Annotated in this window: 11 protein-coding genes, 1 tRNA gene and 1 pseudogene; 10 read left to right on the forward strand and 3 right to left on the reverse strand. The window is 59.9% G+C overall.

The annotated features are described in order from the left end of the window. Positions 1-315: 315 nt before the first annotated feature. The 3 genes from ACK3BB_RS27120 to ACK3BB_RS27130 all read right to left on the reverse strand — a co-directional run bounded on the left by ACK3BB_RS27120 (position 316) and on the right by ACK3BB_RS27130 (position 4,248). The gene (locus ACK3BB_RS27120; RefSeq protein WP_428929807.1) at positions 316-1,872 is read right to left on the reverse strand and encodes an argonaute/piwi family protein; all 1,557 of its coding nucleotides are present in this window, start codon (positions 1,870-1,872) and stop codon (positions 316-318) included. Continuing rightward, complete coding sequence (locus ACK3BB_RS27125) at positions 1,869-3,869, reverse strand: toll/interleukin-1 receptor domain-containing protein (RefSeq protein ID WP_428929808.1); 2,001 nt, start codon at positions 3,867-3,869, stop codon at positions 1,869-1,871. Before ACK3BB_RS27125 ends, ACK3BB_RS27120 begins: the two co-directional genes overlap by 4 nt. A 303-nt stretch (positions 3,870-4,172) precedes the next feature. Then, positions 4,173-4,248, reverse strand: a tRNA-Ile gene (locus tag ACK3BB_RS27130). 272 nt (positions 4,249-4,520) lie between these two features. On the opposite strand from ACK3BB_RS27130, the gene ACK3BB_RS27135 reads away from it, so the two are divergent. The 10 genes and pseudogenes from ACK3BB_RS27135 (at position 4,521) to ACK3BB_RS27180 (ending at position 16,095) form a co-directional block, all read left to right on the forward strand. After that, the gene (locus ACK3BB_RS27135) at positions 4,521-5,444 is read left to right on the forward strand and encodes an ArdC family protein (RefSeq protein WP_428929809.1); all 924 of its coding nucleotides are present in this window, start codon (positions 4,521-4,523) and stop codon (positions 5,442-5,444) included. Between the two features lie 90 nt (positions 5,445-5,534). Beyond that, on the forward strand, positions 5,535-5,924 hold the full coding sequence (locus ACK3BB_RS27140) for a DUF3768 domain-containing protein (protein WP_428929810.1): 390 nt from the start codon (positions 5,535-5,537) through the stop codon (positions 5,922-5,924). A gap of 148 nt (positions 5,925-6,072) precedes the next feature. After that, on the forward strand, positions 6,073-8,046 hold the full coding sequence (locus ACK3BB_RS27145; RefSeq protein ID WP_428929811.1) for a ParB/RepB/Spo0J family partition protein: 1,974 nt from the start codon (positions 6,073-6,075) through the stop codon (positions 8,044-8,046). Between the two features lie 66 nt (positions 8,047-8,112). After that, a complete protein-coding gene (locus tag ACK3BB_RS27150) occupies positions 8,113-8,706 on the forward strand; it encodes a regulator (protein ID WP_428929812.1) in 594 nt (197 codons plus the stop codon). 97 nt (positions 8,707-8,803) lie between these two features. Further along, a complete protein-coding gene (locus ACK3BB_RS27155) occupies positions 8,804-9,475 on the forward strand; it encodes a DUF6927 domain-containing protein (RefSeq protein ID WP_428929813.1) in 672 nt (223 codons plus the stop codon). Positions 9,476-9,565: 90 nt separating this feature from the next. Then, positions 9,566-9,808 (forward strand): type II toxin-antitoxin system prevent-host-death family antitoxin, encoded by a 243-nt coding sequence (locus ACK3BB_RS27160; RefSeq protein ID WP_428929814.1) that lies wholly within the window; start codon positions 9,566-9,568, stop codon positions 9,806-9,808. Further along, entirely contained in the window at positions 9,798-10,217 is a 420-nt protein-coding gene (locus ACK3BB_RS27165; RefSeq protein ID WP_428929815.1) for a hypothetical protein, read from the forward strand. The genes ACK3BB_RS27160 and ACK3BB_RS27165 overlap by 11 nt, the downstream gene beginning before the upstream one ends. A 173-nt stretch (positions 10,218-10,390) precedes the next feature. Further along, on the forward strand, positions 10,391-14,647 hold the full coding sequence (locus ACK3BB_RS27170) for a strawberry notch-like NTP hydrolase domain-containing protein (protein WP_428929816.1): 4,257 nt from the start codon (positions 10,391-10,393) through the stop codon (positions 14,645-14,647). Positions 14,648-14,755: 108 nt separating this feature from the next. Next, positions 14,756-14,950: pseudogene (locus tag ACK3BB_RS27175) on the forward strand (hypothetical protein); the annotation flags it as partial. 419 nt (positions 14,951-15,369) lie between these two features. Continuing rightward, entirely contained in the window at positions 15,370-16,095 is a 726-nt protein-coding gene (locus ACK3BB_RS27180) for a DUF736 family protein (protein ID WP_428929817.1), read from the forward strand. Positions 16,096-16,177: the final 82 nt, after the last annotated feature.

A 16,177-nucleotide genomic window follows, 5' to 3' on the forward strand; every position in this document is an offset into this window, starting at 1 on the left:
AAAAACGAAACACGCCAAACCGGCTTTCATGCCGATCCCGCCTTTGTTGCGGGAAACTGTGTGATATGATGATTTTGGCCCCTCCTGCCCTTTGGTCAGGACCGCGCTAGTCGGTCGGCTGAGAGCAGCCGTCCTCCCCGAGCGGAAACGCCGCCTCTCCTTGCGACGCGCCGCTGGTAGTGCCGTCTCCTCCGGAGACAGCCCGGCCAGCCGTCGCATGGTCATGACAACGCCTCATCTCGGCCGTTCTGGTTGCGGTCGCTGGGGCGAACGCATGACATCAGTGATCTCGTTGGGTGAGTAACATTTGCCGCTTTAAACATAGAAGCGGAATGGCTGTGGTGATCCCTCTTTTGCTGACCCCATCACAAGGATATCGCCTACCATTTTCGCAAAACGGACGGTGACTGGAAGACCGTCGTTAAAGTTGCACGAGTTATAGTTGATTTTTGTTAATCCCATGATGTCGTTGAGTACCGAAGTCAGTGCAGGGCGCTCATACTTTGCACGTAAAATTGTTATGAACAAAGGGTTCGGCGTTTCGGGGCCGACATAAGTGTCGAGTTGCGGGACGTAGCCGCTTGTCCATAGGTATGCGTTTCTGTCATCGAGATGAAGCGCGGTTCCACGAATTACAGGATAGTCACCATCGCGAAATACTTTCGCGTCTCCAGTCGTCGGTTTGATGCGAACGCCAATGACATTTGTTCCCGGCGGTGCTGCCTTACAGAATGCGTTCCACTCAGCATCATTGAACGAAGTCTGCCCGTGAATGAACAGCTCTTTGGGTGGTCGATCATGTAGATCTTCGTAAGTCTCGATGACTTGTCTAAGAAGCTGTTCAGCAGCGTCTGCGCTTAGGTGGTACTCATATTCGTCCGTTTTCCATGGACCGTTTGCACCGCGGAAAACAACACCGTCGCCTTCGGTCAAAAACATCTGCGCGGCACAGCAGACATGATTATCTCTGTTATTTGGAAGGTTCTTGTAGACCATTCCTATATAGCACACGCCATCGCGAACGGCTGATAAGCGCCACGGCGGCTTAGGTTGAGACTTGTAATATAGACCCGTGGCTATGTTCCATGCGATCGTTGCGCCGTCTTGAGCTTTCCTGATGGGGTAGCCAGCACTATTCAGAAAAGCGTAGGGATCAAGCGTGGTTTCGCGCAGAATTTGAGTAGGGGCGATCGATAGAAACTCAGCTTTGATACGGCGCCGAAAATCCGGAACATCATCGAATATGTTTTCAACGCTTGTATCAAAATCAGGCAGTGTCTCGAACAATGGCATCGCCGTTCGGGTTTTTTGTTTCTTCGATGCCTTTCCTTCGACCAAGTCAAGTCCAGTGCGCTTGGATTCTGGTCGGCAGCGCTCGTAGACCATCTCAGGCACAATGAATAGCCACACGTCGATAGAACGCTCTTCATTGCGCCTGAATTTTTGAACGCGATCTATGTAGATTTGCGCGACTTCATCTACCGCTTCATGTTTGTTCAAGATCCGAGTCGCCCGGTCGATTTGAGATTCGTCGATTTGCAACTCACTGCATCCTGTTGGATCGAAGGTGATGCCGAACGTTTCTTCAAGTCCAAGAAAGTCTGCCAAGTGGAGCCGATCTTCCTTTTCACGCGGCCCTGGCGGCGGCACTTTGATGCCGTCCAGCAATCTCTGGCTCCAGCTTCGAAACAGCTTCATGCCTCGCGCTGTTGCGACAACGCCAATTCGAACGTCCTTGAGTTTTTTTGAACCTTTATGAGGGCCATATAGAAACAAACCATCTTTCGGGTGATGACTTTTTTGGCCGAAACGAAAATCAAGATCGGGTTCGCTAAGGTGTTCGACTAGAAGACTAGGCTCACTGAATTTCATGGTTCGTCACTCTCCGTCAATGAGCGCCCAAGCGTACTCTCGTCTTCTTCTTCGCCATCGGCGTCCAGCACGTCAGGAAGTTTCGTGCTCACCGGAGACGTGAACATAATTGGTTCTGAAGATAGCAACATATCGTGACCAGGGGCGAGCCGCACACGGATGAAGGCTGAGCCAGCGGATATCAGTTCCAGGAACGCCAGCAGGCGTCCGTGCCACTGCTTGTTTCGCCAACCCTTGCAGCCCGATCGTCTCAATCGATGCATCTTCTTCGCATCATTGATTGGCTTACCTTCTGCGGTCCCATTGTCCTCTGCGAAGAGAACCCGCGCTTTCAGTCGAATATGCCAGAAGGGCCACAATCGAGGTATGGCTGACACGCCATACTTCCACACGTGTTTGTTGGCGATATTACGCAGCATCGAAGATCGACGCCCATCGCCCTGCTGACCCCATCTTACCTTTTGACCGTTCGATGCTTGATCGGACGAAACATGAAAGCCAGTTGCACCAGAAAAATCATAGGAGATCATTCCCCGTTCCGCGCAGTGCCGTTCCCATGCGTTGCGAATGAAAAACGTCATGAGGTTAGACGCTTCCCGGGGCTTCATCTGAGCAACAGGTGCGCCATGCTCGACGAAGTCATCGATGCGGATCGACTCCTTCAAAACAAATTTTGCAACGCTTTCAAAACTTTCTTCGATGTCATGGGGATCAGCAAATGTAAAAAGACCACGACCGTGTTCCTTGGCCTCATAGGTTAGTCGCTTGACTTGGCGCTTGATCGTATCTTCGCGAATGACGCCACTGGCTTCATAGTAATGAATGTGATCTGGCATTTCTACGATCCGAAGCCAGTTTGATATCAATTGCTCTGGCTCGTTTACAATTGGAATAGCGCCACGTTTTCTAAATATGTCCCATTGCGGCGTGACTGATGCAGCTTCTGAATTGCAAGGAACGCGATCTCGCTTTAACGCTACAAGAAGTTTTTCTAAGCCTTCTGCCCATCCGCGCACGAAGTCTACGGGAACAGCATCTCTCAGGCCATCAAGGCGGATTGAGTTTTCTACTCTGAGCGGAATGACATACTTTGAATCGGTGATAGATTGACCAACTTCGATGGCCTTGTCGATCAGATCTAAAACATGATCATCCCTTGATGAGCTATCAGATGCGGTCACTAAAACCTTAGCTCCACGATGCTGCAGCGCAAGGTTCACTTCCTTTCGCCACCGTGTACCTGGTTCGAGTGTTAAGAGTTCAGAAAAAACCGTGTAGCCGTGGGATTCAAGCTTTGGGCCTAACCAAAGGATGAACTCGTCATCGTTCGGTCGAGAGCCGATGAGAAACACAACGTCGCGCTCTGCAATGACCTCATCCTCTGGTGCCCTTATTGTTTTTGGCAAAAGGTCTCTTAGAACGGTAGGCGCTTGGTTCCTTGCCTCTCGTTCATCCAGGGTCTTGTCTAAGACCGTTTTCAGTACCGCACCGCTCGTCTCCCAAAGCCTTGGATGAGCTTCAACAATGTCTGGATTCGCACGCAGAAGACCTTGAAGCTCATCTGCGCCAATAATATCGCCAGCTTCTTTGGAAGCAGGGCCAATTATGCCTGCGAGCTCTGTTTTCCTTGCTGGCGTCAATGAAACTGAAGTTGTCAGTACGTACCGATCGGGATCAAGACGGTCTATCTTTGCGCGCTCTTTGCGCAACTCAGCTTTTAAAGCTGAATAACCCGACCTTGCATAGTGCTTTGACTGAAGTACAATGGTCTGAGATCCGCTGACATGCCGCCCATCGATGCCACCGTCAGGACCGTCGCCAAACTCTTCAAAGCGCTCTCCAATTTCACGACCGACTAAGTCGGCCGAAAGTGACTCAAAGTCAGATGGCGAAAGGGCATTAAGATCATAAGACATATTACCTAAGGTGGTGTGAGTCGGGTTTGCATACAAGATGTTGTGTGCCGTCGCGGTAAAATTATTGGATGCGCCCTCCATTTTTAGTGGTGCTCAGCTGTGGACTTCACACGGTTGTTTTCAGGTACATGGCAGGCGTGATCCGGCCGGTGGCTATTTCGACTGGATTGTTGGCCAGTACGGTGTCATCTTTTCACCGCCAACCGCAGCTGCTTCCTTGAGTTTATGCTCGCAGGGGGGCAAAACTTCCCATCTTAGTTTGCTCGAATATGATGCGCCGGACACATGAGCGGAATGCTAAACCCGCGCACTTCATCGTGCGCTCAATTTCTTCAGGGAAGCGCTGATGGCTCAGAGGCAGACAGCCCCTTGCGGAGCCGATCTTGGTGCCTCGGGCAGGAGTCGAACCTGCGACCTAACCGTTATGAGCGGTCAGCTCTAACCGCTGAGCTACCGAGGCACATGGGGATCACTGAATGAGCGAATTCGGTGTCTTGCTCAAGGGTCTTAGGGGCAGCTTGGCGAGTTTTCTGGGCTTCCGCTGGACGGATGCCGAAAGGCACTTCGTGTCAGTGATATGAAAAAAGTAAAAGCAAGCTTTGGGTTTTGCCGGATCCGGAGTCACGGGGTGGGGGTTTGGCAGGGTTCTGGACGGACCCTGCCGTCCCCTCCAAGGGTGTTTTCCTGACGGTACCTCCGGGTCTGTACACTTCCCAGACATCGGAGATCATCATGGCCAAATCCAGCAAACCAAAGTTCGACGCCGCGGCATCGATCACCAACGAACTCATTAAGATCATCGACCGGGGCGTGCTGCCCTGGCGCAAGCCATGGACGGTCGGCGGCAGTTCCGTGCCGCTCCGCCAGAACGGCGAACCCTACCAGGGCGTCAATAACTTCCTGCTGACTATGCGCACCATGATGGCCGGATACACCTCGCCCTACTGGATGACGTTGAGGCAGGCGAACGAGCTCGACGCTAAAATTATCAAGGGCTCGAAATCGTCGGTGGTCGTCTATTACGGAACGGCCGAGCGCGAACAGGTCGAAAGCGTCCTCGGCGGGGAGGCGGAAACCGAAGACCCCAAAACCATCCCCTTCATGAAATCCTACCGCGTCTTCAACGCCGACCAGATCGAGGGGCTGGACCCTCGCTTCCATCCCGCTGCGGCCGAACCGGAAATCCATCCCGAACGCGCACCGATCCCGCATATGCAGAGCTTCTTCGAGGCAATCGGTGCCAATGTCAGCTTCTCTGGTCGGGAAGCATGTTATGTTCCGAACCTCGACAAGATTTACATGCCCCCGATCGAGCTCTTCGAGAACCCGCGGAATTTCTACGCCGTCTGGGGTCACGAGCTGGGTCACTGGACGAAACCCCGACACCGCCTGAACCGCAGTTATGGCGACGCTCGGTTCGGAAACACGGCCTATGCCCGCGAAGAAATCGTGGCTGAGCTTTGCACGGTGTTTTTGGGTCAGAAGCTGGGGTTCTCCGCGCATACGCTGGAGCTGAACGCGGCCTATCTTGACAACTGGGTCCGCGTACTCCGCTCGGACACGCGGGCGATTTTCAAGCATGCGGCAGACGCGCAGCGGGCCTGCGACTATCTCGTTGCCGCATCGGAGGCGGGGCAGGGGGAACAGGCCGCTTGAGGCCGGGGCTGTCCGGGCTGGCAGGGCGCGGTGAAAGGAAAAGGTGGCTTTGGGTCTGGTGGTTTCAACACATCCCGAAAGGACAGACCCATGAGCCATGCCGAACCCGCAGATTTTCCCGGACCGAATGCCACCGTCATCGCCTCCCAGAACGATGCCTTCCGCAGGTTTGCCTGTTTGGGCATCGCTCCAGATCAGGCGATCCAGGGCCGGCTGGTTGTGACCCAGTCCCTGATCGAGGCAGGCGATGGTTTCGTGACGGAAGCCGTCAAGGCCACCGGTGCGTTCGATACATTCGAGCCCGAGAACGATCCCGAGGGATGGCACGATTTCGGGGCGGTGACGATCCGTGGTGAGACCGTGTTCTGGAAACTGGATCTGTATGAAGCCAGTTCCGATTTTCGCTATGGGGCGGAGACGCCCGAGAACCCCGAGACCACCATGCGCGTGCTGACCGTCATGATGGCGCGCGACTGGTAGGGCAGGCCCCACCCCAACCTTCCATCACCGACAGGCCCGCTGACCCTCCAAAAGGGAAAGTGGGCCTCTTGTCCTGTTGGTTCCCGGATCCGGGGATCGGTCGCACGGAAACGCGCGGCCCTCTCAATCACGTCGAGAAGGACATGTCATGACTCAGTCGTTCAAACCCACCACCGTCGCCATCGGCGACCTCGTCGCCCATCCCGCGAACGTACGGACCAATTCCCCCGAGACCTACGCCTCCGAGAATATCGCGCATCTAAAGGCCAGCATCGCGGTATTGGGCCTCCTGCAACCGCTGCTCGTCCAGAAGATCGACGGCAAGTTCGGGGTGCTCGCCGGTGGCCGTCGTCACGCGGCGCTCTTGGAACTTGCTGCGGACAAGACCGTCAAGGGCTTCACCAACCGCACGAAGATCGATTGCCGGCTGGTCCCCGACGATTGCGATGTGACCACCGCGCTCTCGCTGGCGGAGAACATCACCCAGGCGCCCATGAACGCCATCGACGAGTTCGAGGCCTTCGCGCGGATGATGGAGGTCGATGGCCAAACGCCGGAAACCATCGCCAAGACCTTCGGTACCACGGTTGCCGCTGTCAAAGGCCGGTTGCGCTACGGACTCATCCATCCCGACATCCGTGCCGCGGCCCGCGCCAAATCGATCACGCTCGATACGATGAAGGCTTTCGCCGATCATCCCAGCCAGGAGGTGCAACGCGAGGTCTTCGAGGCGCTCACCAAGGAGGACAACTATGTCCAGGCCTACACCGTGCGGAACGCGCTGAAGTCCCGCGGCGTCCAGGTCAGCGACGACATCGGGGCCTTCGTGCGGAAGGACTACGAGGCGCGGGGTGGAGTCATCGCGGCCGATCTTCTGGACGAGCATTCCGTGCTCGAGGATTCCGCGCTTGTCGAAACGATCCTGCTCGAAAAACTCGCCGCCGCCGCTGAAGAGGCGCGGGCAGAGATCGGCTTTGCCTGGGCGGATGCGGTCATCCAGTACGACTATGCCGCCATGGCGGATTATGGCCGGGTCTATCCGGGTCCGGTCGAGCCCGATGAAAAGGGCCGGAAACGCGTGGATGAGATCACCGCCGAGCTTGAGAAACTCGAACACGAGATGGAGAACGAAGAGCTCGAGGACGAGGCGTACAATGAACTCTACGAACGCGTGGACGCGCTGGAAGCCGAGGCGCGGGACCTACAGGAGGCCTATGGCACCGAGGATCTTGCGCGCTCCGGCGTGATCGCCTCCTGGTCGCATGGCAAGATCTCCCTGCATGTCGGGATGGTGCGCCCTGAAGAAAAGGCGGAGCGGTCTGGCAAAGGCACCGGCGCATCGAGCGACAGGGGCGCCGCAGACGGCGATGAGATCACCTATCCCGCCTCGCTCACCGAGGATCTTAAGACCGAGCGGGCGATTGCGCTCGGCGCGGCGATGACGATGCACCCGGAGGCGACGCTCGACCTCACGCTCTTCAAGCTCGTCACGGATGTGCTGACCCGCGGTATGGGCGTCACCCAGGCGATCAAGGTCGATGCGCGACAGGAATATCGTAGCCACGCGAAGATGGACGAGATCGACGGCACCTCGCTCGAACAGGTGGCGGAAGCGCATGACGCGCTCGATCTCTCCTGGGCAGATGACGCGAAGTCCCCTGCCGACCAGTTCGTCCTCTTCCGTGCCCTTGACGCGGGCGAGAAGGCCAAACTCGTGGCCTATGCCACGGCGACCACCACGCAGTCCTGCTTTGCGCGGGACCGGCAGCGCGACAGCCTGATGCATGATTTCGAGGTCGAGATCATGCCGGACATCCGGGCGCACTGGACGCCGAACGCGGCGCTTTTCAACCGTTTCAAGAAGGCCTGGCTCCTGAAGATCCTCGGCGAGGAACTGGGGCTCGCACAGGAGGCGGTGACATTGGCCTCTTCGACCAAAAAGCAAGTCGTCGAATTCTGCGACAAGCTCTTCGCCGAGCCCTTCGCTACGCTGACGGATGCGCAGCGCGCGGCGGTTGCTTCCTGGTGCCCGCCGATGATGCAGACGGCAGGTGTCGAGCCGGTTGATGCCAGCGAGGCCGAGACACCCGAAGACGAAACCGAGGTCGCAGAAGCGGCCTGACCCTACAGGCGACCCGCTCCGACCGGGGCGGGTCGCACCCTTCCCTCCATCTTATAGGTAAATCCCATGGCACTTCTCAGCTTCACCGCGGCCAGCGTCGCGGCGCAGATCGCGCATGCGCGCGGCTGTTCCACCTTTCTGCCCAACTGGAACGGGCCGGTCGGCAAACCCGCCCTAATCCTGATCGTCGGCAATGGCGTGCATCTGCGCTCGAACGGGATCGATGGCACGTTGACACGGATCGTCACCACCGAACGCGCCGATCCCTCCTACACTTTCGCCGAGGGCATCAACCCGTTCCGCGATCCGGACTGGATGTCCGAACGACAGGCGGCGTTTCGCGATCTGACGGGCCAGTTCTACACGGACATCCTCGACGACGTGCAGATGCTCATCGATCGGGGCCACGACACCATCCGGCTGGCCACCGATGGACACACGATCCGGGTCTTCCTGCGCCGCGCCGCCGACTACCTGATCGGCGGCACTTATGATGTCCCCTCCGGTCTGGGCGGGACGTTCCGGGTGATCCTGAAGGACGCCACCGACACCGAAGCCCTCGTGCAGAACCACGGCAACTGCGAGGATTTCGACGAGATGCTGCCCTACCGGGTGCCGCTCGACGCGCTCATCGAAATCGATGACCGCAGGGTGGCTTAGGCCCTTTCTCACGATCGCATCGCCAATACCCTGCCGCGCTTCGCGCTCTCGGGACATTGGCGACACAAGAAATCTCTCTAAGAGAAAGGACACTGAAATGGGTTGGCTCTTCTACACCGACCGCCGCGTCAAAACTTACGCGGACGAGAAAGCTGAAATCGCCCGGCTCTGCACCTTCGAGACGGATACGCGCAAGACGGTATTGCTCAAGGCCTGCAAGGTCGGCTCGACCTGGTATGCAGCTTTGAGGCTCACCAACATCGATGGCGCGCCGGTTGAAGACAGAACCTACGTGACCGATGCCGACGGGTCGATCACCTTTGGAGCCGTGTTTCTGACCCGCTATGACGAGGGCTGTTGGGGCTACAAGGACATGGAGGAGAGCGCCGGGCCCGTGGAGTCGCGCGCGCCGCTCAGCCTTCTGGCATTGCTCTCCGAGTTGAAGGATCCCGACAGCTATGCCCATGCCTGGCGTCAGCGCTGCCGCGACTGGGCGGCGATCCCGGACTACGACGAGGGTGACAAGATCAAACTGGCCACACCGGTAACGCTGACCGATGGCAGCACCTGCCAGATCGTGACCGCCACCCATTACCGGCGCGGAGGACAAAATCGCCGGTGTTATCGCATCGAGGATACCGGCGGACTCGTGCGTCTGTCGAAAGCCTCGCTCGCCGGGTCCGAGCTCCTCGGCTCGGCGAAGAGTGAGGCGAGTCCGGTTCTGGCCGAGTTTTTCGCCGGGCGGAGTGCTAACGATGCGCCACCTTGAGGGTCTGACCTCCTGTCTATCCTGCCTCTTGCAGAATATTAAGAGATTACGTATATTCTTGCTAAACTAGAAAATCTGTGGAGAGCCAGGATGAAGCAGTTTGCAGCAGGGGAACTGACCCGCAACACGGGCGATCTCTTCGAGGCGGCGACCGTCGCCCCGGTCGCAATCACGAAGCACCGTAAACCGCGCTTCGTGGTCATGTCGATGGAGCGATTCCAGGCCCTGACGGCCGGTCGCGGGTCGCAGGTGGCGCTCGATGTGGCCGACATGCCTGAAGAACTGGGCAACCTTCTTGACCGGGGTATTGAAGAGCATTTCCGTGACCGCTGACTTCCCCGCCGCGGGGCAGGTCTTCGACTATCACTATCTCTGGAAGTGGCAGGCGGAGCGCGGCGAGACAGAAGGTCGGAAGAAGCGGCCGAGCTGCGTCGTGATCGTCGTCACCAATCAGGCCGGTCAGCACGTCATGTTCATCGCGCCGATCACCAGCAAGTCCCCGGGTCCGGGGCGGACGGCCCTGGAGATCCCCGAGACCGAGGCGCGGCGAGCGCGTCTCGAGATCGACGTACCGCTCTGGGTCATCCTGGACGAGTTGAACGCCGACGTTCTCGAGACCTCCTATACGCTCGAAGAACGGTCACCGCGCGGATCGTTCGGAGCGGCCTTCACCGACGCGATCCTGCGCGAGGTGCAGCGCCTTCGCACCGCCGGCGGGCTGAAGCTGTCGCGCCGGACCTGAGTCCCGAACACCGGTAAGACGGACGCCCCGGTCTCGCCGCCTTCGCGAGAGATCGGGGTCCGATCTCTCGGACCTCCTCACTTTCCAAACTTCCAGCTGCCTCCAACGCTTGAAAGGGGAAAGGGGGCTTTCTGTCCTGTCAGATCCGTAACCTGACTGGAAGGACAGACGACATGGCCGATCTAACCCCGAAGCACGGACCCGATATCCCATCCCAAGCCCGCCTCCGGGAGGCCTTGTCACATATCGCCAGGGAGATCGGAGACCAGCCCCTCAGAAGCTCATCGCTCGCTCGGATCATGCGCGAGACCTTCGGCGGCAGCGATGCCGGCGGCGCGTGGTCCTGGCGCATGGCCCATGACGTGATGCAGGCTGCCGCGGTCATGCAGGTTGTGCAGGGCGCTGGCCAGGATACGTTCACGGCGGCCAGGCTGCTCGCCTCGCGGCTCCTGACCGAGACGCGGCGTTCTGAACAGCAAATCCGCCTGCAGCAATTTTCCACCCCGTTGGCCTATGCAGCCCTGGTCACGTGTGCCGCTGCCATCCGCCCCGGCGAGACCTTCCTCGAACCCTCGGCCGGCACCGGCGCACTGGCCGGTTTCGCCGTCCGCGCCGGCGGCAAGCCGATGCTGAACGAGATCGATCCCTTCCGTCGGGCGCTTCTCGAGGCGACCTTTGACACGCAGGTGACCGGCTTCGACGCCGAACATATTGATGATCTCCTGACGGTGCCCGACGTTGCCGGTGTCATCGTGATGAATCCGCCATTCGCCTCCTCGGTGGATCGGTCGCGGGACAAGCACATTGCGGCGAAACATCTGATCGGCGCTGCCAAGCGCCTCGCGCCGGGCGGACGTCTCGTGGCGATCATGCCGATGGGCTTCACGCCGGAACGGGACGCGGCCCATTGGGCACGGGCCTCGGCCATCGCGAAGCCGCGCCTTGCGCTTACTATCCCAGGCCGCGTCTACCGCAAGCTCGGCACCACCGTCGAAACCCAGCTCATGGTGTTCGACAAGGTGCAGGAGGACGTCGAGATCGTCCGCACAGCTGTCGACGATCTGGATGCGGCGCGGCAAATCGTCGATGACATCGCCGCAACCCGGCCGGTCGCTCCTCTTGTCAAGACCAGTGTGCAGGCACGGCGTGGGTCGCGCCGGGTCGGTGTCCCTATCGCACGTCAGCGCACAATTTCCCCGGTGGCGTCTACCAAACCCAAATCGCATGCCGCCATCCCGCTCTCCTTCACCTGCTTCGCCACCCCCCGCGAGAACAAACCTGTCTCCGACATCTATGCCCGCTACCGCCCGCAGCGGATCGAGATCACGGGGGCTCAGGAACATCCGACGCCGCTCGTCGAGAGTATTGCGATGGCATCTGTCGCGCCCCCGGTCCCGTCGAATGAAGTTGCCTCGGACCTGAGGCTGCCCGGTCGCCTGATCGAAGGGGGTCATCTCTCCGAGGCCCAGCTCGAGACCATCCTCATGGCGAACGACGCCCACGGGCGCGACCTGCCGGGGCAGTTCACCATCGACGAGGACCAGACCCGGATGACCCGCTCGGACGATGATCCAGATGCCCGCGCCTATCGCCTAGGGTATTTCCTCGGCGATGGCACCGGCTGCGGCAAGGGCCGCGAATGCGCCGGGCTCATCCTGGTGAACTGGCTCGCGGGGCGCCGCAAGGCGGTCTGGATTTCCAAGTCTGCCACGCTCATCGAGGACGCGATCCGCGACTGGACCGACCTCGGCGGCTCGCCCGCCGACATCCAGCCGCTCTCCAAATGGAAGCCTGACCAGCCTATCTCCATGGGCGATGGCATCCTTTTTGTGACCTACGCGACACTCCGGTCCGCAGGCAAATGCGGCACGACCCGGTTGAGCCAGGTTCTGGGCTGGATGGGCGAGGGGTTCGACGGCGTGCTGGCTTTTGATGAGGCCCACGCAATGCAGAACGCCGCGGGGTCCGACGCGGGCAGGGGCGTCAAGCCCTCCCAGCAGGGCATGGCTGGACTGCGCCTGCAGCTGGCCGCGCCACGTGCCCGGGTCTTCTATGTCTCTGCAACCGGCGCCACCAGCGTGCAGAACCTGGCCTATGCTTCACGCCTCGGGCTCTGGGGGCAGGGGCCCGAATATCCCTTCCCGAGCCGGGAGAGTTTCGTCTCGGCGATGGAGGCCGGAGGCGTTGCCGCGATGGAAGTCGTGGCGCGCGACCTCAAAACGCTCGGCTTCTACACCGCGCGAGCACTCAGCTTCGACGGCGTGGAATACGACGTGCTCGAACATGCTCTCACACCCGCCCAGATCGAGATCTACGATGCCTATGCCGGGGCCTTCCGGACGATCCATCACAATCTCGAAGCGGCGCTGACCGCGACCGGGGTCAATGATGCCTCCGGTCAGACGAACGCCTCTGCCGCGAAGGCCTCGGCCAAATCCCGCTTCGAGAGCACCAAGCAGCGTTTCTTCAACCACCTTCTGATGGGCATGAAAGCCCCGACCGTCATCCGCGCCATCGAAGAGGATGTTGCGGATGGATATGCCTGCGTCATCCAGGTGGTCTCGACCGGCGAGAGCCTGCTGAAGCGCCGACTCGAAGCGATGGATCCCGAAGATGAGCTCGTGGAAGGTGCGCTGACGCCTCGGGACTATGTTCTCAGTTACCTCGAACAGGCCTTCCCGATCCATGCCCAGAAGCTCGTGGAGATCGACGGAAACATGGTGGCCGAGCCGCTGCGGGATGCGAACGGTGCCCTGGTCGTCTCGCGCGAGGCCGAGGCCTTGCGCGATGCGGCGATGATGGAGCTGATGGCGCTTGCGCCTATTCCCGCCGCGCTCGACCAGATCCTTTGGGCCTTCGGCGATGAGGCCGTGGCCGAAGTAACCGGGCGCTCCATTCGACCCCTGAAATCCAGCGACGGGGCCCTGTTTATCGAAAAGCGCAGCGCCAACAGCAATTCCTCGGAAACCCGTGCCTTCATGGATGGGGAGAAGGACATTCTGATCTTCTCCGATGCCGGTGGGACGGGTCGGTCCTACCATGCGGCTCAAGCAGCGAAGAACCAGAAGCGGCGACGGCACTATCTGCTGGAGCCCGGCTGGCGCGCCGATGCGGCGATCCAGGGGCTCGGCCGCACGCATCGATCAGCCCAGGTCAGCGCGCCGTTCTTCCGGGTCTGCACCTCGGATGTGCATGGCGAGAAGCGCTTCACCTCCACGATCGCCCGGCGCCTCGATCAGTTGGGCGCGCTCACCAAGGGCCAGCGCGAGACCGGCTCCCAGGGCATGTTCCGCGAGGAGGACAATCTCGAGAGCCCGATCGCAAGGGGTGCGCTGCGAGGCTATTACGCCGACCTGGCCGCCGGGCGTGCCGGGGCCATGAGCTATGAGCAGTTCACGGATTGGACCGCCTTGCAGCTGATCGACCAGGACGGCGTGCTCCTGGAAGAGCTGCCGCCGATCCAGCGGTTCCTGAACCGGGTGCTGGCTCTGCCAATCCACATGCAGAACGCGCTCTTCGCCGAGTTCATGAGCCGGATCGCCGATCAGACCGAGCGGGCGCGGGCGGCTGGCACGCTCGATCTCGGCGTCGAGACACTGCGTGGCGAGCGGATAGAGCAGGTCTCGACCGAAGACCTCTGGACCTGCCCGCGTTCCGGGGCGGTGACACGGATCATCGGCCTCGAGGTGACGGACCCGGTGTATGTGCTCTCGGCCGAGGAGGCTTTGGAACGAAACCCGGACAAACAGCCGATGGTCAATCGCGCCTCGGGGCGCGCGGCGCTGATCTCCTCGCGGCCCATGCAGATGTATGACGAGGAGATCGTCACGCTCATGCGCAAGGTGACGCGCCCGAGCGGATCCACCTATGTCGAGGAAGGGAAGTTCCAGGCCTCCGCTTGGGAAGAGATCGAAAAGCCCGAGTTCCGCCGCCTCTGGGATGAAGAGGTCGATGGCCTGCCGAAGGTGACGACGACGAAGCTCTATCTGCTGACCGGGCTGCTACTGCCGATCTGGAAGGACATCCCCTCGGGCAACGAGCGCATCTACCGCGTCACGCCCGAGGGGCAGGCAAGCATGATCGGCCGGACCGTCAGCGAGGACGGCGCCGCCGCGCTCAGGGCCCGGTTCATGGCCGGCACCCCGAAAACCCCGCAGGACATGCTGACGGCCGCGCGCGGGTCCACCGCGCCGGTCGATCTGGGCCGAGGTCTCACGCTCACCCGCCGCCGGGTCGCGGGCGCGGCCCGTCTCGAGATCGACGGGGCCGACCGCGGCATGATCGACGGGCTGAAGGCCATGGGGTGTTTCACCGAGATCATCGCCTTCCAGCTTCGGGTCTTCGTACCCCACGGGGAGGGCGTCGATACCGCCGCGATCTTGTCTCGGATCACCGGAGACCAAGGTGGCACCTCGCAGGAAGCCGCCTGACACGTGTCAGCTCAAACGGATCCAAATCCCAGAAAGTTCATCCCACAGGCCGGATCGATTGATCGGGCCCTTGGGCATTCCCACTCATTTCTTCCGATGGAGACCAACATGAATATCGCAGAGATCAAATCAGCCGTGGATGCTGGGCAATCCGTCCACTGGTCACATGAAGGCTACCGTGTCCACCGGGACGCGCTCGGCCAATACCTGATCACCTATTTGCCGAATGGCAATTCGATCGGCCTCACGGACCGAAGCGGCACCAAGCTGAATGGGGACGAGGCGTCATTCTTTGTCGCCCGCCCTGATCTGGGTGTCACCGTCCATTGCAGTGCTTGTGGCAGCGAAGACGTCCTGCGGGATTGCTGGGCCAGCTGGAATGCCGAGTTGCAGTTATGGGAAAGCACCGACCTGCAGGACAACGCCTTTTGCCGCGCCTGTGATGGGGAGGCCATACTGATAAAGCGTCCCATCCGGGACTACGGCGCGGCGTCAGGGTTCAGCAGGACCGGATGCGATCCGGCTCGAACCATTGCTGAAACAGGGCAGGGGACGGGTACGTGCGGGGAGGTCACGGGCACCGATCCGGGCGGTGTCCCGGGTTGAGCGGTGGGGGAGAAAGGAAAGAAGGCCTTTTGGTTTGGTGATCCCATGAGGGGTCGAAAAGCAATCCCGGGTGCTCTGGCAAGAAGTCAGGCACCGGCAAACCTAGGAGAAGACCCATGTTCGCAGGAACCCTGACCAAAAACGCCGAAACCGCAGCCGCCGTCTATTCTGGCATGATCCATTCTGCGCGGTTCGACATCGCGATCCAGCTCGAGACCCGGACGAAGATGTCCGAGCGCAGCCCCGACTTTGACGTGACCGCCGTGAACAAATCCGGGCGCAAGGTGCATATCGGCACGGCCTGGAGCGAGACCGGCAATACCAGTGGCAATCCCTATATCTCGATGCAGATCGATGTCGGCCTCGGTCCGTTCCGCGTCAACGCCGTTCAGACCAAGGAAGCTCGCGAAGTTGGGAGTGGCGCGTTTGAGATCATCCCGCTGGTCTCCAACGGCGCCATGAAGTCCGGTTCGATCTCGGGCGAGCTGACGGCGATGGATGCAGACAATGCCTTTGCTGGTTACATCGCCAACATGATGTTTGATCTCGACTTCATGCTGATCGAGAACGAATTCAAGACCGAAGAAACCCATCCCGACTACCGGATCGAGGTCTCCTCGCCCAAGGGTCACCCGATCCGCGTTGGCTCGGCCTGGATGGCCAAGAGCAATCGTACGGGCAATGACTACGTCTCGCTACTGATCAATACGCCCGATGGCGATTTGCGCGTCAACGCCGTGCAGAACGAGGAGCAGCGCGGCGGTCAGACCTTCTCGATCATCCCCTTCGTCGATAGCGGCGAGCAGGCGCAAGATACGGGAGGTCTTTCACTGGTTGCCTGATCGATCAGAGGTAAGATCGTTACTAGGCGGGGGCCGCTCAAACGCGGCTCCCATTCACCAAAATGAGGCAGTAACCGCGACA

The organism is Marinibacterium sp. SX1 (assembly GCF_050389775.1).
GTDB lineage: Bacteria > Pseudomonadota > Alphaproteobacteria > Rhodobacterales > Rhodobacteraceae > Marinibacterium.